Genomic DNA, 18,179 nt, shown 5'->3' with positions numbered 1-18,179 from the left:
TTACCTGATCAGGGTTACATTGCCTTTTAGGGGAATGATCTGGGCATTGTCGCAAATCACTTCAATGATATACACATAAGCATCTGATTCGGCCTGCTTTCCCCTTATCATTCCGTTCCAGCCGTCAACCTGTGAGTTGACGGGGAAGTTTTTTCTTTCAAATACCAGTTCACCCCAGCGGTTGTAGATCCGCATGGATTGTATTCTGTCGATTCCCTTTCCACGTGGGTAGAAAATATCATTTTGGCCATCATTATTCGGGCTGAATGTATTCGGAACAAAATAATTCCTGTTTTCACAGATCACCCTTACAATGATATGACTGGTGGCACGGCATCCGTTGGAATCGGTTACTGCTACCCGGTAGTTGGTCGTGAACTTTGGATTTGCAAATGGTGTTGGACAATCGGTACAGGAAAGCGCCGTAGACGGAGTCCACACCCAGGTTGTGACATTATTACTGTAAGTAACGGGCAATGTTGTGCCAAATCCAACAGGGATTATAACCTCGGGAACATTTTCAATTACAGGTAACGGCCATATGTCAACGAGTTTCGATGTGTCAGCGGAGCATCCGATCAGGTTGCTGGTAGTAAGCTGGATGGTGGCCTGTCCTGCGCTGGTATACCTGATAGTAGCATCCTTTTCAGTGGAGGTCTGCCCGTTGCCATAGTTCCAGTTCCAGATGGTCAGACTGTCAGGCACTACCGTTGAACCATTCTGCGTCATCAATTCATTAAGACAGATTTCATCCGGACCGGTTATAACGGGAAGGGGCGTACGGAAAACCCTTACAGTATCTGAATAGCTGTTTTCGCAGCCGGTGACAGTTGTAACGTGTTGGGTAACTATATAAGTGCCGGGAATGCTGAAATAGTGTGAAGGGTTCTTATCAGTACTGCCCGGCGAGCCATCCCCAAAATCCCATTGACGGGTACTTACAGGGTCGTTGCCAATACTAAAGTCTTTCATGGCAACCGTACCAGTGTCACAAAATCTTCTTTGGCTCATGTCAAAAAGCGGCAATACCCCTTTTACCCTTATAACCGGCCGGTTGCCGATGGCTACTTCGCATTCAAGGCTATCTACCAGTTTTACCCAGGGCCTGTAGACATTGGGGCGGTTATATAGGTGGGTAATGTTGGTGGCCTGGGATGAATCCACTGCGCCGTCATCAAATACCAGGTAGAATTTCGTGTTTGGAGGGGGGACGACAGTGAAATTCACTTTAATCTCGTTACATTCCTCGTTAGGTGAATATTCGAAAAATAAGGCGGAAAAAGGATTGTATACATTCACTTCTGCTGTTGCTGTATCTCGACATCCACCATATCCGATTGTGTGAAGCCGTACGGTATACTTACCATAGGTATTGTAAAAATAATTGGTATTCGGAAGGGTGGATGTGTTCCCATCTCCAAATTCCCAGTACAATGATTCATAATTTCTGGCTCCTGATATAAATCTCGTTTCCAGTGGCGGACAGATCGCCGATGAATCCACCATGGAGAATTCAGCCACAGGGGACATAATCCTGATATAATTCGTCCTGACCAGGGAGTCAGTACAACCAAAAGCGTCTTTAACAATCAGTTTGACAGTGTAAACCGAATCGGGACCATTATAGGTATGCACAGGCTCCTGCTGGGTGGAACCGCCACCATCACCAAAATCCCAGACATAGGTAAGATTATTCCCTGTGGATGAATCACGGAATTGCAATCCTATACCGGGACAAAAAAGTGTGTCTTCTGCACCAAAATTAGCCACAGGCCTGGTAATGGTTGCTATACCTACACGGGTTATGGTATCAATACATCCAAAATTGTCCCTCGCCCTGAGCTTTATATCAAAAACACCAGGACCAGAATAAACATGAGTGAACGGTGGCGCATTAAAGGTCTTATTGGTGCCATCACCAAAATTGAAAGTCCATTGGGTAATGGTGCCTGCCGGACTTGATTGGTCTGTAATATTGATCTCGCTGTTGGCGCAACCTCCGTTATTCACTACGGTAAAATCAGCTTCGGATCCGACAATATTGATGATGTCTGGAATGGCAGTTGTTATTGTACAGCCATTGATGTCCTCCATGGTAAGGGAAACATCATATTTTCCGTTAACGGCAAGGCTGGTATCGAGGGTCCTGCCCCCCTGGAATGGAGTACCTCCGTTAATCTGCCAGGTATAGGACCTGATATTCGCCGGACTGGTACCAGAGGCAGAAAGAGTGAAAATTTCATTCCGGCAAATATTCGGTTTGTTGATACTGAAAGTATTTATCAGTTCGAACAGGTTCAGCGTTTGGGACCTTGTATAACTACAGACACCATCCGTAGCGGTAAGCGTTACGGTATAGGTTCCATAAGCAGCATAAGTTATGGTTGGTGACTCAGTGGTTGCTGTCTGGCCATTTCCGAAATCCCACAGGTAAGATGTGGCTCCGTGTGTAGGATCGGTAATGGAATTATTCAGGAAAGATACCCTCAGCCGGTTGTTACAGTCAAATTCCGGGGTGAATAATGCAACAGGTGCTATGGTATAAACATAATCAGTTTTCACCAGTTGTTCAGTACAACCGTTATTGGATACGGTTAACGTAATGGTCATGAGGCCAGTATCCTGGAATTTGTATTTAGGGTTTTCCTCAGATGAACTGCCCCCGTCCCCAAAATCCCATTGCCAGTTGGTGGCCGGACTTGAATTGGATGTGAAAGTAACTTCTGTTCCGGCACAGGTCGTATCATTGTCAACCGTAAAATCAACAACAGGTTTGGTGCCGATATTCACTGCATTTACCAATGTAAGGGTATCTGTACAGCCGGTGTTGGTTGTCACTTTTAACTTCACTGTATAGTTACCAACTGCGCTGTAAGTATAAGTAGGTGTTGCTGAAGTGCTGATAGCACCGGGAATGCCAAAATCCCATTCATAGCTGGCTATCCCATCGATGCTTGTGTATGAAACGGTAGGATTGATTGTCTGTGGGGAACAACCTGACTGAGGTAATCCGTTTATCGACAATTCACCAGGCTCCTGGATCTTTACGATGGAAGTTTTTGTAATGCTTCCCGGGCAGTCGTCTGTTGTTTTAATCGTAAGTGTAACCGAATAGTTTCCCGGTGCCTGGTATGTATGGGAGGGGTTTTTTTCAGTTGAAGTACCACCATCTCCAAAATCCCATGACCAATTTGATGCATTAGCCGTCAGGTCCTGGAATTTTACTTCGTAGGGAGCTTTACACCCTAAAGCATTCGCAGAAGTAAAATTTACCACCGGAGGGCTGGTTACCTTGATGGTCTTGGTAAATGTGCCTGAACATTCGGCATACTTATTTACAAGTGTAACTGTATAGGTGCCCGGGTTTGTAAATGATTTTACAGGATTCAGGTCCTTTGAAGTCGTTCCATCGCCAAAATCCCAGCTGGCATTGGTTGGAACCGGATTGCCATTATTGGTAAAGGTGATCGCCTTACCCGGGCATACACTGTCCGGTGCATTAAAGCTGGTATTGTTTGATGAAAAAGTAATAGGCCGGGTAATACTGTCCCTGCAACCGTAACTGCTGGTTGCAACAAGCTTAACATTGAAGGTCCCCAATGTGGTATAAGTAGTGGACGGATTTTTATCCGTTGATGTATTTCCATTTCCCAGTGTCCACCGATAGGTCAGGTCTCCGGGACCTGTAGTCTGGTTGATAAAATTTACATCTATCGGTGCCGAACAACTGCCGGATCTTGAAAAATCAAAATTGGGTGTAACACCACCGATGACCCGTATGAAGCGGTTTTTGGCAACTTCAACTTCACATCCGTTTGCTGTTTTTACCCTCAGGGAAACATTATAATATCCGATGTTGGTAAATACATGCCTGGGGTTTTTCTGGGTGGAAGTGGTTCCATCGCCAAAATCCCAAAGCCAGGATGTGATAGTTCCGCCATTGACTGTGGTGAGGTCTGTAAACTGGATAGTGGCGGGAGTGCAGGCAACGTTAGAACTTGCAGAAAAATTAACCCTTGCCGAAGGATATACCGTAATATATTCTTCCCTGATCAGTTCATTAATTCCGGAAGAGTTCTTTACAACCAAACGTACTTTCCATTTGCCGGGAGTAGAAAAAGTGATGACCGGGTTTTGAAGGGTAGAAAATTGGTCAGTGCCAAATTCCCAAAACCATTCCGTTGGGTTATTTGTCGAAAGATCAGTGAATCTTACCGAAAGTGGGGCACAACCCTCTGTTTTGCTGGCCGAAAAATCAGCATTAGGCGCCTGGGCAGCCAAACGAAAACCTGTTATTAACAGGAAAAGGATTATAAATAGCGACTTTGTTTTCAACAAGCTGTTTTTTGTTTTTTCAGAAAGCAACCTGTTTTCAAAGGGGGATTGGATTCTAAACCATGTTCTATTCAGCATGAGCCTACTTCTTCTTCAGTTGTAACTGTTTATTTTGACCATCAACAGTTGTTTCCGCTTTCACATAGTCCCATGAACTATCCAGGATCTTCCAGAGTGCGTTCAACTTTTTAACGGGATCGGAAGCTGTCGGAAACTGTGATTGAATGGTCAATGCATCAGGGTCTCCTGCCCAGGTTCCCTTTTCTTCACTGGTGGAGGTGAATCCACTCACTTTACCATCCCGGTAAAACTGAAAAACATAGGGTGCAAATGAAGTCGTCAGGTCTGAACCGCCTTCTATAAACGAAGAAACGTACCATTGGCCATTTGTCATGGCATCAAGTACAATATCTGCTTTCTTATCCTCAATCGCCTTTTTGCATGATCCCAGCAGACAGATTGTTATGGTAAGCCAGAACAATTTTTTCATAATGCATCCCCCTCCGGTTGGAACGAATAAATAAAACGATATTTCTCTGTCACATATTGCATGAAATGGTCAATGTTTATTCCTTCCCCGGTCAGGTTTTTACATAATTCCTCGCTGGTATACTGCCTGCCGTACTGGTGTATTCTTCCCCGCAGCCATTCCAGCGCTATATTGAACTTTCCCTGTCTCGTTATTTCATCCATGTCCGGGAATTCTTTCTTTAATTGCCCGAAAAATTGTGCCGCATACAGGCTTCCCAGGCTATATGTGGGAAAATAGCCAAAACTTCCATGGCTCCAATGCACATCCTGGAGGCAACCCCTTCTGTCATCAGGCACCCTGATGCCCAGGTAATGGTTGTACCGCTCACCCCAGAATGCGGGTATATCCTTAACCGAAAGTTCACCCCCGATCAGGGCCTTTTCCAACTCATACCGGATGATCACATGGAAATGATAGGTAAGTTCGTCCGCCTCGGTCCTGATCAGCGACGGATAGACCTTATTGATGGCCCGGAAAAAATGTTCCGGACTGCTGTTCCCTAACTGGGAAGGAAAATATTTCTGAAGATGTGGTAAAAAATACTGGCACCAGGGCAGGCTTCTGCCAATATTATTTTCCCAGAACCGGCTTTGGGATTCATGAATTCCCAGCGATGCGGCTTCTCCGAGTGGCAATCCGTACTGACCGGCGGGTAGACCCTGTTCATAAAGGGCATGCCCCAGTTCATGGATTGTACTCCAGGTCATATTTCCCAGGTCCTGCTCATCAATGCGGGTGGTTATCCTTACATCCTGGCTGGAGAAATTTATGGTAAAAGGATGCTCGGCCTTGTCCTGCCTGCCTGCATCCAGATCATAACCCATTTTCTCCAGCAGATCCATACTGAATTGCCATTGGTCCTGTTCAGGAAAATACTGTTTCAGGAGCCGGTCGTCCACCTGCGGACAGGCTGCAATCTTATCCAGTAAAGCTTTTAGCGGTGGTTGAAGCGTGCCGAAAGTGTTGTCAAGTAATTCGGTTGTACAGCCGCGTTCATACTGGTTTAATAATGCATTGTACGGGTGTTTGTCGTATCCCAGCAGATCCGCCTCTTCTTTTTTGAGAGTAACAAGTTCTTCCAGTACCGGTGCGAAAATATTGAAATCATTGGCCTTCCTGGCATCCATCCAGGCATGGAAAGACCTTGATACGGTTTCGCTGATGGTTCTTACAAATGATGCGGGTACCCTTGCCTGTTGTTCAAAATCATAATGGCTTAGGTGAAGATTGGCTGATTGCTGAGGGGTGAGATCCGGTCTCTGCATTAATTCAGCCAGCAGTTCACCAAATGTGGAGGACGTGAACCTGCTGTGGGCCATCTCGCTTAATGTAGCTACCTGCCTGGATCTCGCAGCTGCACCGGATACCGGCATATATGTTTCCTGGTCCCATTGCAACAATGCCACAGCATAACGTATGTCGGCAATCTGCTGCAATTCCGCAACATATCTTTCATATAAGGTTTCAGTTGTAGCAGTTAAATCCATAGAACCGGAGTTTCCTGATGCAATCTAAGGATTCGGGCTTAAAGGCCATTGGCTTATTTAAGATATCAGGACCTGACAGTGGCCACCTGCCAATTCCCCAAATCAGGCTGGTTTGGCCTCTTGGGGTGAGGCGGTTTATTTAAAAAACCAGGGGAAGTACCTCTTTGTGATCAGAACCGGCGGTAAATTTTGAATCTCCACAGGTTATCTTTGTTTCATGATTATCAGTAATATAATTGCCGGGCTGGAAAGTTTTGCACCTCCCGTTTACCAGGAGTCATATGATAATGCGGGCCTGCTGACAGGCGAGCCGGGCTGGCATTGCTCGGGAATTGTGGTGGCACTGGATGCAACCGAAGCAGTGGTACTGGAAGCGAAAGCAAGGGGTGCCAACCTTATAGTAGCTCATCATCCCATTGTGTTCTCGGGCCTCAAAAAGATCAATGGAAAGAATTATGTTGAAAAAGCTGTGATAGCTGCCATAAAAAACGATATCGCGATTTATGCCATCCATACCAATCTCGACAATGTCATGGATGGAGTGAATGGCAGGATCGCGGACATACTTGGCCTGCTGAACCGCCGGGTTATGGCTCCCAGGCAAAACACCCTCAGAAAGCTGTACACTTTTGTGCCCCCGGCACACCTTGAACAGGTCCGCAGCGCACTTTTTGCCGCTGGTGGCGGCCAAATCGGGCAATACAGTGAATGCAGTTTTCAGTCAGAAGGAGAGGGGAGTTTCAGGGCAGGTGACCATGCCAATCCTTTTGTGGGGGAAATCGGGAAAAGACACCTGGAGCCGGAAGTAAAACTCGAAATGGTCTTCCCCGCTTATCTGGAACCAGCCATGATTGCTGCCCTTAAGTCAAGTCACCCGTATGAAGAAGTGGCTTATGACCTGATTTCACTGACCAATTCTTTTGATATGGTTGGGACAGGAATAATAGGGGAATTACCCGAACCTGTTGCCGAAACCGCATTTCTTGAGCGGTTGAAAAATGTTTTCAGGGTACCTGTTATCCGCCATACCCCTTTTACGGGAAAACCGGTCCAGCGGGTGGCTTTCTGTGGTGGTGCAGGTAGTTTCTTGGTTAACAACGCATTACAATTGAAAGCTGATATTTATATTACCGGTGACATGAAGTACCATGAGTTTTTTGATGCCAATGACAGGCTTGTTATTGCGGATGTTGGGCATTTTGAGAGCGAACAATACACCGTAGACCTGCTATATGATATTTTGGCAGAAAAATTTCCTACCTTTGCCGTCTTCAAAACGGGGGTGCGAACCAACCCGGTGAATTATTATATCTAATTACAAAAGCAAATATGGCAACTGTAAAAGACTTTTCGGTTGAAGAAAAACTGGTTTCACTGGTAACATTGCAGAAGATCGAATCCAAGATCGACGAATTCCAGATCCTGAAAGGGGAATTGCCGATGGAAGTGAGCGATCTGGAAGATGAGATCCAGGGCCTGCACGCTCGCCAGACCCGTATCGAAGAAGAGATCAATGGCATCAATGAATTCATCAACCAGAAGAAGGAAGCCATCAAGGAGTCAGAAGCGCTGATCAAGAAATACGAGAAGCAGAGCACCAATGTAAAGAACAGCCGCGAGTTTGAAGCCATCAACAAGGAAATTGAAATGCAGCAGCTTGAAGTTAAGCTGGCTGAAAAGCATATCAAGGATGCCAATGAAGAGATATCCGACAAAGTAGTTGGACTCGACAAGGCCAAGAAGACCATCGCCACCAAGGAAGGTGTGCTGAAGCATAAAAAGGATGAACTGGAAAAGATCATCGCAACTACTGAAGCTGAGGAAAAACATTTCAACAAAATGGCGGCTGATGCACGTGAAAAGGTTGATAGCCGTTTACTGCATTCCTATGACAGGATCCGTGGCAATTACCGCAACGGTTTGGCAGTAGTTCCTGTACTTCGTGATGCCTGCGGTGGTTGCTTTAATGCGATCCCCCCCCAGCGCCAGAGCGAGATCAAGCAGCGTAAGAAGATCATCGTTTGCGAGAACTGCGGCCGTATCCTGGTTGACAACGACCTGAACGACGGAGTGGAAGTGAAGTAGTGAATGGGTGAATGGGTGAATGGGTGAATGGTGAATGATGAAAGACTTTGTAATAGGAAGCTACCACCGGGTAGCTTTTTTTATTGACCCATTGCCCCATTGCCCCCGTTTTTTCCCTTAATTTATGCCCCTTCTGCCAAAGGCATTTTCCAATTGCATAAATTGCCCCCTCATATCAGAATATGTTGCAGGAACTGCATATACAAAATTATGCCATCATCGATGACCTGGTGATCCGCTTTGACGCGGGGCTCAATATCATTACAGGTGAAACAGGTGCAGGTAAATCCATCCTGATGGGTGCGCTTTCCCTGATCCTGGGCGAAAGGGCCGACAGCAGCATGGTGCTGAACAAGGATAAAAAATGTTTTGTAGAGGGTGTATTCCTCGTATCAAATAAACCGGGAGTGATCCATTTCCTGGAGGAGAATGATCTTGATATCAATGCCGAGTTGGTGATCCGCAGGGAAATTGCCGTAAATGGCAAATCAAGGGCATTCGTCAATGATACCCCGGTAACCCTGGGGCAATTACAGGCCCTTACCAGCCGGCTGGTGGACCTTCATCACCAGTTTGATACGCTGTCATTGGCCGATACGGGTTTCCAGCTGACTGTGGTTGACGCCATGTCGGGTAATGAGCACAATCTTGCCAGGTACCGTAAATCATTCCGCGCGTGGCAGGATACCCGGAGGGAACTAACAGTATTGCAGGAACGAAAAGATAACAGCAACCGTGAACAGGATTATCATCGCTTTTTGTATAACGAACTGGAAGAAGCCTCGTTTAAGCCCGATGAACTGGAAGGCCTGGAAGATGAACTTAAACTTCTGAACAGTGCGGAAGGAATCAAATCGGCACTGACAAATGTGTATGAACACCTGAAAGGCCAGGAAACACCCCTGGTGCAGGTTTTAAAGCAAATGCACCAGCAGCTTCAGCCATTTGTCAACCCATTGGCTGCTGTCGCGGATTTGTCTGCGAGGATTCAGGCCTGTTATATTGAACTGGCTGATATTGCTGAAGAAGCAGAGCACCAGGCTGATAAAATCAGTCACGATGCCGGGCGCATTGAAGAGATAAACGAAAGGTTGAATACGGGCTATCGCCTGCTGAAAAAGCATGGGGTTCAGACTACCCGCGAGTTACTGGCTCTTATGGATGAACTCTCGGTGAAACTGTTGGCAATTGAGCAACTGGATGATCAGATACTTGCCTTGCAGAAACAGCTTCAGGCCTCTGAAGCAGATATGTTGCGCCTGGCAGATTCTATCAGTGCTGCCAGGAAAAAACAGGTGCCCTCGCTGGAAAAGCAGGTGAACGAATTGCTCGCCAGGGTGGGAATGCCCAATGCAAGATTGAAAGTGCAGCTTGATCCTGCAGAACCCTCCATTAGTGGTACAGATGCCATTGATTTTCTGTTTGATGGTAATAAAAGCAATCAGTTTTCTTCACTCCGGAAGGTTGCCAGTGGAGGGGAACTCAGCAGACTGATGCTTTGTATAAAATCACTGGTGGCAGGAAAAATTGACCTGCCAACACTGATTTTTGATGAGATCGATACAGGTATATCGGGGGAGGCCAGCCGCCAGGTTGGGCTGATCATGAAAGAACTGGCCGCAGCAAGGCAGGTGATTTGTATTACGCACCAACCACAAATTGCAGGTAAAGCCGACCGTCACCTGTTTGTTTTCAAACAGGCTGCCGGGAAAACCATCAGTACCAATATACGTGAGTTGGACAGAGAGGAACGAATTACTGCTATTGCACAAATGCTGAGTGGTGAAAAACCAACTGCCGCCGCCATGGAAAATGCACGTGAAATGATAATGAAATAGTAGTTTTGCCCAACTTCTAACTTCAAAAATTTAACTTCAAACTTGTTATATGGCGTATAATTTATTGAAAGGAAAACGCGGAATCATTACCGGAGCACTTGACGAAAATTCCATTGCCTGGAAGGTTGCCGAAAAGGCCCATGAAGAAGGCGCGACTTTTGTGCTGACCAATGCGCCAATCGCGATGCGTATGGGTGAAATCAAGAAGCTGGCTGAAAAAACCGGTTCTGAAATCATTCCCGCCGATGCCACCAATATTGACGAACTGACCCACCTGTTTACCAAATCCCAGGAAGTTCTGGGTGGTAAAATTGATTTTATCCTGCATTCAATCGGGATGAGTGTGAACATCCGTAAAAACATCGCCTATCCCGAACTGAACTATGATTATTTCCAGAAAGGCATTGATGTATCAGCTATGTCGCTGCATAAAATGCTGAGTGTTGCCTGGAAACTTGATGCCATGAACGAGTGGGGCAGTGTTGTAGCCCTTACCTATATGGCGGCACAGCGTACCTATCCTTTCTATACCGATATGGCTGATATCAAAGCCATGCTTGAGTCCATTGCCCGCAGCTTTGGTTACCACTATGGGATGCAGAAAAAAGTGCGTATCAACACCCTGTCCCAGTCACCCACCAAAACCACGGCTGGCACCGGAATCAAGGGTTTCGGAGATTTCTACGATTATGCAAACGCCATTGCACCGCTCGGAAATGCAACTGCAGACGACTGTGCCAACTATTGCATTACACTGTTCTCTGACCTTACCCGCATGGTTACCATGCAGAATCTCTTCCACGATGGCGGTTATTCAACAACGGGAGTCAGCATGGAAGTGATGACCAAACTGGGGGTGGAATAGTGAATGGTGAATAGTGAATGATATAAAAAAAGCTACCAGAATGGTAGCTTTTAATATTTTCAGGGGGACTCCCTTCACGATTCACCTTTCACGATTCACCATTCTAGTATTCATCTTCATTGAAGAAGAAGTCTTCCTGAGAAGGGTAATCGGGCCAAATGTCGTCAATCCCCTCATAGATTTCACCTTCATCTTCCAGTTCCTGGAGGTTTTCTACCACTTCAATGGGGGCACCACTGCGGATAGCATAGTCGATCAGTTCATCTTTGGTGGCGGGCCAGGGAGCGTCTTCCAGATAGGATGCCAATTCTAGAGTCCAGAACATCTGTAGTGGTTTTAAATTTTCGGCAAATGTAGGGGTTAAAACGAAATTTCCAAATCCTTTCGGAATACAACGCTTAATATTGTTGCTTCGTATAAATATCTTAGAGCGAATTTTACTTGAATGCTGCAGGCTAGAAATATCCATAAGAAATATGGTGCCGTACAGGTACTGAAGGGGGTTGACATAGATATTAAACCCGGAGAAATTGTAAGTATTGTAGGTTCCTCCGGCGCTGGAAAGAGCACCCTGCTGCATATCCTGGGCACCCTTGACAAGCCGGACGAGGGCGAAATCACCCTGAATAACACAATGATAACCAATTTGAGCGACCGTCAAATTGCCGCATTCAGGAATCGGTATATCGGTTTTGTTTTCCAGTTTCACCATCTATTGCCGGAGTTTACTGCACTCGAAAATGTTTGTATCCCGGGCTGGATCGCAGACAGGCCCAAAAAAGAAGTGGAGGAAAGAGCGGAAAAATTGCTGAAGCACCTGGGATTGGGCCACCGGATTGATAACAAGCCCCAGGCACTGTCAGGCGGTGAACAGCAGCGGGTGGCTGTGGCCAGGGCCCTGATCAATGATCCCCGGATCGTCTTTGCCGATGAACCCACCGGAAACCTCGATTCTGCCAATGCCCGCGACCTCCACGATTTATTTTTCAGCCTCAGAAGTGAATTCAACCAAACCTTCCTGATCGTTACGCACAACGAAGAGCTCGCCCAAATGAGCGACAGGGTGCTGCATATGAAAGACGGGAAGATGATTGCAGGTATATGAATGCCGGTTAAACTCTCGGCTTCCACGGAATTTCTTCCACCCCAAGCAAATGGCCGGTATATCGGCTGAGTACGAATATATAGTCGCTCAGGCGGTTGAGATATTTGATTACAAGGGGTTCTACAAAAAGATTTTCCTGTTGCAGGTGAACACAATGTCTTTCCGCCCGGCGACAAACACAGCGGGCAATATGCAGGGAAGATACAGCCTGGTGCCCTCCTGGTAAGATGAAAAATCGCATCTGGGGCATTCCTTCATTCATTCGGTCGATTTCCTGTTCCAGCAAGGTGATATCAGACTCTTTCAGGTCGGGTATCTTCATCAGGGTTTCTTTCTCAGGATCACATGCCAGGGAAGAGCCAATGGTAAATAACCGGTCCTGAATCTCTCTCATCATCAGGCGCGATGCTTCATCTGTAAGCAGGTCATTACAAAAGCCAATATAGGAATTCAGCTCATCCACTGTGCCATAGGTCTCAATCCTGATATGGCTTTTGGGAACTTTTGTTCCGCCAATTAGTGAGGTTTTACCGGCATCACCGGTTTTTGTATAAATCTTAAGTGCCATAAGGTAGAAACTAATTGGTCATGCAACAATAAACTGAACTCATTGTTGCGTAAATGGCCTATTTCTTAGTGCATCCCGGCCAGGGAAGGCTGGGGATTGCGCTTATCCGTTTCAATCAGTCCGTCCCTCAGCCTTACAATCCGGTGGGCATGGTGGGCAATATCCTCTTCATGGGTAACCAGCACCACGGTATTTCCGGACGACTGGATTTTACCAAAAATGTCCATGATTTCCGCTGAAGTTTTGGAATCGAGGTTACCGGTGGGCTCATCTGCAAGGATGAGGGATGGGTTATTGACAAGGGCCCTGGCAATGGCTACCCGTTGGCACTGGCCACCACTCATTTCATTGGGCTTGTGATGGCTCCTGTCCGCCAGTCCCACTTTATTCAACACGTCCAGCGCTATTTCATTGCGTTGTTTTTTGGGCAGTCCGGCATACACGAGGGGAAGTGCAACGTTTTCGGCAGCCGTCAGCCTTGGTAACAGGTTGAACTGCTGGAAAACGAATCCGATCTCCTTATTCCTGACTGCCGCCAGTTCATCATCTACCATTGTGCTCACATCCTGCCCGTTCAGGATATACCTTCCCGAAGTGGGCGAATCGAGACATCCAAGGATATTCATCAGCGTACTCTTTCCCGAACCGGATGGTCCCATCAGGGCAACATATTCGTTTTTGAAAATGTCTAGCGAAATCCCTTTTAAGACCGGGATCGCCTGTTTGCCCATATAATAGCTCTTTTCAATGGATTCAAGGTGGATGATCGGTTGCGACATATTATTTTTTGATCACTTTAGGCACATAAAAATATTGCTGATCTGCGTCCGGCGCGATTTCGAGCGCGGTTTTCCGATCCATGGAACCTGAAATTTCATCGGCCCGCAACACATCCAGGTTTTCGGTCATATGCAAAAGGGGTTCTACACCCGCAGTGTCCAATTCCTGCAGTTGCTCCACAAAAGAAATCATCCGGGCCAGGTCATCCCTGATCTGGGCAGTGTCCTTTTCATCAAATTCCAGCCTGGCCAGGTTGGCAAGCTGTCCGATCATATCATTTGTCAGTTCCATGCTATGAACAAAAATAAGGTTCTTATCTTCGCCGCGCTATGGAAAATGGAAAAAAAGCGGTAGTAATGAGCGGAATCCGGAGCACCGGTTTCCTTCACCTCGGAAATTATTTCGGCGCCATCCGTAATTATGTACGGATGCAGGAGGAATATGAATGCTATTTTATGGTGGCGGACCTTCATACCCTGACCACCCATCCCGATACCAAAGAACTGAAATCGAATGTTCACCGGGTGCTGGCGGAAAACATCGCCTGCGGACTGGACCCCGAAAAAGTAGCGCTCTATTGCCAGAGCCATGTATATGAAACGGCTGAGTTATACCTGATCCTGAACATGCTGGCCTACAAGGGAGAACTGGAAAAAACCACCACATTTAAAGACAAGGCGAGATTACACCCCGATAATATCAACGCTGGTCTGCTGACCTACCCGGTGCTGATGGCAGCGGATATCCTTTTGCACCGCGCTTCCCTGGTTCCGGTAGGAAAAGACCAGGAACAGCACCTGGAAATGACCCGGAATTTTGGCAACCGCTTCAATCACCGCTACGGAGAAGTGTTTCCGGAAGCTTTCGCTTTCAACTTCGGGGAAGAACTGGTAAAAGTACCCAGTCTCGATGGAGCTGGTAAAATGAGCAAGAGTGAGAACCAATACGCCACCCTTTATCTCTCTGATGAAGATGACCTGATTCGCAAGAAAGTAATGAAGGCTAAAACCGATGCGGGGCCCACGGAACCCAATACACCCATGCCGGATTATATCGAGAATATTTTCCTGCTCATGAAACTGGTCAGCGCACCGGATGTGGTGGAGAAATTTACATCTGACTACAACAATGCTGCAATCCGCTATGGCGACATGAAAAAACAGCTGGCAGAAGATATGGTGAATTTCATCAGGCCGATCCGCGAGAAGACCGAGAGTATCCGGAATGATGAACAATACCTTCGCCGGATCATGGAAATGGGGGCCGAAAAAGCCCGGAAAAGTGCAGCTGCCACTATGGAAAAAGTTAGAGAAGCGATTGGACTGAAATACTATTAATTTCCCTATATTGAAAGACCTGCTAACAACAGGATAATTATCATGGCCAAAGGAAAAAAACCTAAGCATATTGCGGTTGCCGGGAATATCGGTGCTGGTAAGACCACCCTCACCGAAATGCTGAGCAAACACTATAAATGGATTCCACAGTTTGAAGATGTGGACCATAATCCCTACCTGAATGATTTCTATGAGGATATGCCCAGGTGGAGCTTCAACCTTCAAATCTATTTCCTGAACAGCCGTATCAACCAGATACTGGATATTCATCGTGGAACCGAAACCGTTATACAGGATCGCACCATTTACGAAGACGCACATATTTTCGCGCCCAACCTGCACGAAATGCAATTGATGAGCAAACGCGATTACGATAACTATTTCCTGTTTTTCCAGACATTGAAAACAATGGTGCAACCACCAGACCTGATGATCTACCTGCAGGCATCGGTACCCACACTTGTTGGCCAAATTCAAAAACGCGGCCGCGAATACGAAGAGAATATCAGGCTCGACTACCTCAAACGCCTGAACGACTTTTATAACAAGTGGATAGAAACCTATAAGGAAGGCCCTTTACTGGTTATTGACGTAGACAAAAACAAATTCGCAGAAAAAGACGAAGACCTCGGTGAGATCATCACCAAGGTCGACGCCCAGTTATACGGTTTGTTCTGATAGGTGATAGCAGGGAGTGTCTAATTCTTCAGGATAACTTTTTTGCCAGATCGCCCTGCCTGGTTAAATACCTTCAGGATGATTGTTCCTTTTTTCCGGAGCGGTTCAACATATTCCGGACTTGAAGCGTCAGGCTCTGATCCGTCAGTGGTATATCGGATGATGAGTCCGGGATACTGAACATTTGCCATCACCAGCCCGTTACGGCATTCAACCCCCGGTTCCGGAATTCTATACCTGAATCCTCCGCGATAATAATCCAGCCTGGCAAATTCTTTCAGCCCAATCTGGCTGGTAAATACTGACCAGGCCTGCCGGTATTCATTGCCCTGCAGTATGGAATCTTTTTGGCTGGTCCAGGCCGGATCTCCCGCCCAGGCCCTTTCTGCCAGTCCAAGCAGTTTGGGCAACAACAAATATTCAAAGCTTTCTTCTTTTGTAATTGTTTCCGACCACAAGGCGCCCTGTAATCCGACAATATGCTGCCTTGCGGAATGGTTCAGGGATTTCTTACCGTTAAATACATCCGGCGAAACTTTTCTGCCCAAATCATCTTCAACGGTGGTGAGGTAATAGTTGTAAGGAATGAAATAAAATGGTTTATCAATGTCCACAAATCCGCCCCAATTCATGCCATGTTCAAAAAAACTGGCATTACTGGCCATGTCGAAATACAGGTTGGTTACATTCGAAAGCACTACCCTGAATCCGGCATTTGCCATCCTGTAAGCAAGGTCTTCGGCACCGGTTCCTATAATATTATTCCAGACATCTACCTGGTATTTCCTATCTGCCACAGTACTGTCTACCACCCATTTCCTTTTTCCGATTCTTTTAAGTCCGATTTCTTCCCAGCCATAGAGCTTTATCGCATGGCTCTTTAATATCTCATTTACTTTGGAGAAATAATATTTCCACAGATCGTAGCTGTTTCCAATGCTCCTGTTTTCTTTCAGCAGTTGATGAACGGCTGGTGATTTCTCCCATACCCCTTCAGGCACCTCATCTCCTCCCATATGAATAGTTTCAATCGGTGCCGCTGCTTCCCGGTACATTTTTACAATCTCTCCTGTTACTTTGCTGATAAACCTGTAGGTAGAAGGAATGGCAGGGTTCATTACATTATCTCTCCATCCTTGTACCGACTGATAACTGGAACTGTCCGGGATGTCCCTTAACAGGTATTGTTCTGCTTCTTTCTTCATTCCCTGATTTATATATCTGTAGTATCTGGCATCCATGGATATGATCGCTGCTCTCGCATGACCCGGACTTTCAATTTCCGGAATCACTTTTATATGCCTTGCAGTTGCATATCGCAATATTTCAATAAAGTCCTTTCTGCTGTAGAATCCGGATCCAAAAGGATTTGTACTGTCGGGCCCGGAACCATAGGAGGGGGGCAGCATAGTGAATTTATCAGTGCTGTGTCCGCGCCTGGACCCCACTTCTGTGAGTTCGGGTAAGCCGGGAATTTCCAGTCTCCAGCCTTCGTCATCAATCAGGTGCAGGTGCAGCACGTTTAATTTGTACAACGCCAGCAGGTCCAATAATTTCAGGATTTTATCTTTTGACTGGAAGTTCCGCGCCACGTCCAGCAATAATGCCCTGTGACCGAATCTTGGAGCATCTTCTATATCCACTTCCGGAATTTCTATCAGGTTCTGGTGTTCTTTCCACACTTTGGCAGGGAACATTGACTTTAATGATTGAATCCCGTAAAAAATCCCTTCCGGTCCGGATGCGGAAATGTGTACGCCTGTTTTGTCTGCTTTCAGGTGATACCCGCCTTTCGGCTGGTTTCCTTTTCTTAAATATATTGCCGGTCCCGACCCGGTTTCCCTGACCCCGGGCACTGCCCCCAAAATCGATTGAAGGTCAGCAACAAGTAGCGCAGTTTCGTTGGAAAATTCTTGGGGAGATATTATCGGAATATTTCTGGTGATTGCAAAACTCCCATTTCCTTTGGTGTACTTAAGCGGAGTTGGAAATACCGGTGAAAGCTGGTTGTAGGAAACAGGTACCTGTTGTTCGTTTTTTCTGTAAGTGGCCTGCGCAATACTATACTCTGTACTGAAATTTTCCTTACTGATATTCTTTATCGGAATACCTTTTTCCGGTGAGGCATCAAATACGATATAAAATCCGGCCGGAAGTTCTGTATAGTTCCTTATGCCAGGAATACGGATCCTAATGGTACTTGCATGACCTGGATGGAGTACCGGGAATTTTTTCCCTGCCGTTAAGACAAAAAGATCACCGTTCACCTGCCTGAGGTGATAGGCAGCGGTATCGGGGCCGGCAAGGAAAGGCTTTTTGATGGAATTGAAATATATCTTCCAGCCAGACTGACGGAGTGCCTCAGTGCCGGTATTTCTCAGGTTGAACAGGGGATCAGGAACAGAATCCCTGTCATCAATGGTCCATTCACAGACCAGTCTGCTTTCTGCAATGACGGCTTTATGCTGGCCATTGGTTACTGATACAGAAAGACCGAAGTATATAACAGTAGTGTATAAACGCTTCAGGGTGAGTATTACAGGATTTGTCATGTACAAGAATAGTCAGT

At 46.4% G+C, this 18,179-nt stretch carries 15 protein-coding genes; 7 read left to right on the top strand and 8 right to left on the bottom strand.

Annotation, left to right across the window (positions count from 1 at the left end; all coding sequences use genetic code 11):
• From BC349_RS20090 to BC349_RS04975, 3 genes are read right to left on the bottom strand one after another with little or no spacing between them, the layout of a single operon-like run.
• On the bottom strand, nt 1-4,413 hold the full coding sequence (locus BC349_RS20090; RefSeq protein WP_281384558.1) for a PKD domain-containing protein: 4,413 nt from the start codon (nt 4,411-4,413) through the stop codon (nt 1-3).
• 4 nt (nt 4,414-4,417) lie between these two features.
• Nucleotides 4,418-4,825 carry a hypothetical protein gene (locus BC349_RS04980; protein WP_187255617.1) on the bottom strand — a complete coding sequence of 136 codons (408 nt, stop codon included), beginning with the start codon at nt 4,823-4,825 and terminating at the stop codon, nt 4,418-4,420.
• Nucleotides 4,822-6,354, bottom strand: coding sequence for a carboxypeptidase M32 (locus BC349_RS04975; protein WP_187255616.1), 1,533 nt, complete (start codon nt 6,352-6,354; stop codon nt 4,822-4,824). Before BC349_RS04975 ends, BC349_RS04980 begins: the two co-directional genes overlap by 4 nt.
• A 217-nt stretch (nt 6,355-6,571) precedes the next feature.
• Between BC349_RS04975 and BC349_RS04970 the strand changes: the two genes are divergently transcribed.
• From BC349_RS04970 to BC349_RS04955, 4 genes are all read left to right on the top strand, one after another.
• The gene (locus BC349_RS04970) at nt 6,572-7,669 is read left to right on the top strand and encodes a Nif3-like dinuclear metal center hexameric protein (RefSeq protein ID WP_187255615.1); all 1,098 of its coding nucleotides are present in this window, start codon (nt 6,572-6,574) and stop codon (nt 7,667-7,669) included.
• A 14-nt stretch (nt 7,670-7,683) separates the two neighbouring features.
• Nucleotides 7,684-8,439, top strand: a complete 756-nt coding sequence (locus tag BC349_RS04965) for a zinc ribbon domain-containing protein (protein ID WP_187255614.1) — start codon at nt 7,684-7,686, stop codon at nt 8,437-8,439.
• Between the two features lie 182 nt (nt 8,440-8,621).
• Complete coding sequence (recN, locus tag BC349_RS04960) at nt 8,622-10,277, top strand: DNA repair protein RecN (protein WP_187255613.1); 1,656 nt, start codon at nt 8,622-8,624, stop codon at nt 10,275-10,277.
• Nucleotides 10,278-10,326: 49 nt separating this feature from the next.
• Nucleotides 10,327-11,142 carry an enoyl-ACP reductase FabI gene (locus BC349_RS04955; RefSeq protein ID WP_187255612.1) on the top strand — a complete coding sequence of 272 codons (816 nt, stop codon included), beginning with the start codon at nt 10,327-10,329 and terminating at the stop codon, nt 11,140-11,142.
• A gap of 103 nt (nt 11,143-11,245) precedes the next feature.
• Here BC349_RS04955 and BC349_RS04950 read toward each other — a convergent pair whose 3' ends face one another.
• Nucleotides 11,246-11,467: a DUF2795 domain-containing protein gene (locus BC349_RS04950; RefSeq protein ID WP_039131553.1), complete on the bottom strand. Its 222-nt coding sequence runs from the start codon at nt 11,465-11,467 to the stop codon at nt 11,246-11,248.
• A 120-nt stretch (nt 11,468-11,587) separates the two neighbouring features.
• Here BC349_RS04950 and BC349_RS04945 point away from each other — a divergent pair, with 120 nt between their 5' ends.
• Entirely contained in the window at nt 11,588-12,247 is a 660-nt protein-coding gene (locus BC349_RS04945; protein WP_187255611.1) for an ABC transporter ATP-binding protein, read from the top strand.
• Between the two features lie 7 nt (nt 12,248-12,254).
• On the opposite strand, the gene BC349_RS04940 is transcribed toward BC349_RS04945, so the two are convergent.
• The 3 genes from BC349_RS04940 to gatC all read right to left on the bottom strand — a co-directional run bounded on the left by BC349_RS04940 (nt 12,255) and on the right by gatC (nt 13,886).
• On the bottom strand, nt 12,255-12,815 hold the full coding sequence (locus tag BC349_RS04940; RefSeq protein ID WP_187255610.1) for a cob(I)yrinic acid a,c-diamide adenosyltransferase: 561 nt from the start codon (nt 12,813-12,815) through the stop codon (nt 12,255-12,257).
• Between the two features lie 65 nt (nt 12,816-12,880).
• Nucleotides 12,881-13,594 (bottom strand): ABC transporter ATP-binding protein, encoded by a 714-nt coding sequence (locus BC349_RS04935; RefSeq protein WP_222840072.1) that lies wholly within the window; start codon nt 13,592-13,594, stop codon nt 12,881-12,883.
• 1 nt (nt 13,595) lies between these two features.
• The gene (gene gatC / locus BC349_RS04930; protein WP_187255609.1) at nt 13,596-13,886 is read right to left on the bottom strand and encodes an Asp-tRNA(Asn)/Glu-tRNA(Gln) amidotransferase subunit GatC; all 291 of its coding nucleotides are present in this window, start codon (nt 13,884-13,886) and stop codon (nt 13,596-13,598) included.
• 38 nt (nt 13,887-13,924) lie between these two features.
• On the opposite strand from gatC, the gene trpS reads away from it, so the two are divergent.
• Together trpS and BC349_RS04920 are read left to right on the top strand one after the other, a co-directional pair.
• Nucleotides 13,925-14,932 carry a tryptophan--tRNA ligase gene (gene trpS / locus BC349_RS04925; RefSeq protein WP_246456778.1) on the top strand — a complete coding sequence of 336 codons (1,008 nt, stop codon included), beginning with the start codon at nt 13,925-13,927 and terminating at the stop codon, nt 14,930-14,932.
• Between the two features lie 42 nt (nt 14,933-14,974).
• The gene (locus tag BC349_RS04920; RefSeq protein WP_187255608.1) at nt 14,975-15,610 is read left to right on the top strand and encodes a deoxynucleoside kinase; all 636 of its coding nucleotides are present in this window, start codon (nt 14,975-14,977) and stop codon (nt 15,608-15,610) included.
• A gap of 20 nt (nt 15,611-15,630) precedes the next feature.
• Here BC349_RS04920 and BC349_RS04915 read toward each other — a convergent pair whose 3' ends face one another.
• Nucleotides 15,631-18,162 (bottom strand): family 20 glycosylhydrolase, encoded by a 2,532-nt coding sequence (locus tag BC349_RS04915; protein ID WP_187255607.1) that lies wholly within the window; start codon nt 18,160-18,162, stop codon nt 15,631-15,633.
• Between the last annotated feature and the right edge of the window lie 17 nt (nt 18,163-18,179).

The sequence above is a fragment of the Flavihumibacter stibioxidans genome (assembly GCF_014332695.1).
In the GTDB taxonomy this organism is placed as follows: Bacteria; Bacteroidota; Bacteroidia; order Chitinophagales; family Chitinophagaceae; genus Flavihumibacter; species Flavihumibacter stibioxidans.
This window is presented reverse-complemented; position numbering and strand designations above follow the sequence as displayed.

What these genes read in the sequence shown, in the direction of transcription:
- BC349_RS04920 (WP_187255608.1), top strand. Translation starts at nt 14,975, where the DNA reads ATGGCCAAAGGAAAAAAACCTAAGCATATTGCGGTTGCCGGGAATATC.
- BC349_RS04940 (WP_187255610.1), bottom strand. Translation starts at nt 12,815, where the DNA reads ATGGCACTTAAGATTTATACAAAAACCGGTGATGCCGGTAAAACCTCA.
- BC349_RS20090 (WP_281384558.1), bottom strand. Translation starts at nt 4,413, where the DNA reads ATGCTGAATAGAACATGGTTTAGAATCCAATCCCCCTTTGAAAACAGG.
- BC349_RS04950 (WP_039131553.1), bottom strand. Translation starts at nt 11,467, where the DNA reads ATGTTCTGGACTCTAGAATTGGCATCCTATCTGGAAGACGCTCCCTGG.
- BC349_RS04935 (WP_222840072.1), bottom strand. Translation starts at nt 13,594, where the DNA reads ATGTCGCAACCGATCATCCACCTTGAATCCATTGAAAAGAGCTATTAT.
- BC349_RS04980 (WP_187255617.1), bottom strand. Translation starts at nt 4,825, where the DNA reads ATGAAAAAATTGTTCTGGCTTACCATAACAATCTGTCTGCTGGGATCA.
- BC349_RS04975 (WP_187255616.1), bottom strand. Translation starts at nt 6,354, where the DNA reads ATGGATTTAACTGCTACAACTGAAACCTTATATGAAAGATATGTTGCG.
- BC349_RS04955 (WP_187255612.1), top strand. Translation starts at nt 10,327, where the DNA reads ATGGCGTATAATTTATTGAAAGGAAAACGCGGAATCATTACCGGAGCA.
- trpS (WP_246456778.1), top strand. Translation starts at nt 13,925, where the DNA reads ATGGAAAATGGAAAAAAAGCGGTAGTAATGAGCGGAATCCGGAGCACC.
- gatC (WP_187255609.1), bottom strand. Translation starts at nt 13,886, where the DNA reads ATGGAACTGACAAATGATATGATCGGACAGCTTGCCAACCTGGCCAGG.
- BC349_RS04965 (WP_187255614.1), top strand. Translation starts at nt 7,684, where the DNA reads ATGGCAACTGTAAAAGACTTTTCGGTTGAAGAAAAACTGGTTTCACTG.
- BC349_RS04915 (WP_187255607.1), bottom strand. Translation starts at nt 18,162, where the DNA reads ATGACAAATCCTGTAATACTCACCCTGAAGCGTTTATACACTACTGTT.
- recN (WP_187255613.1), top strand. Translation starts at nt 8,622, where the DNA reads ATGTTGCAGGAACTGCATATACAAAATTATGCCATCATCGATGACCTG.
- BC349_RS04970 (WP_187255615.1), top strand. Translation starts at nt 6,572, where the DNA reads ATGATTATCAGTAATATAATTGCCGGGCTGGAAAGTTTTGCACCTCCC.
- BC349_RS04945 (WP_187255611.1), top strand. Translation starts at nt 11,588, where the DNA reads ATGCTGCAGGCTAGAAATATCCATAAGAAATATGGTGCCGTACAGGTA.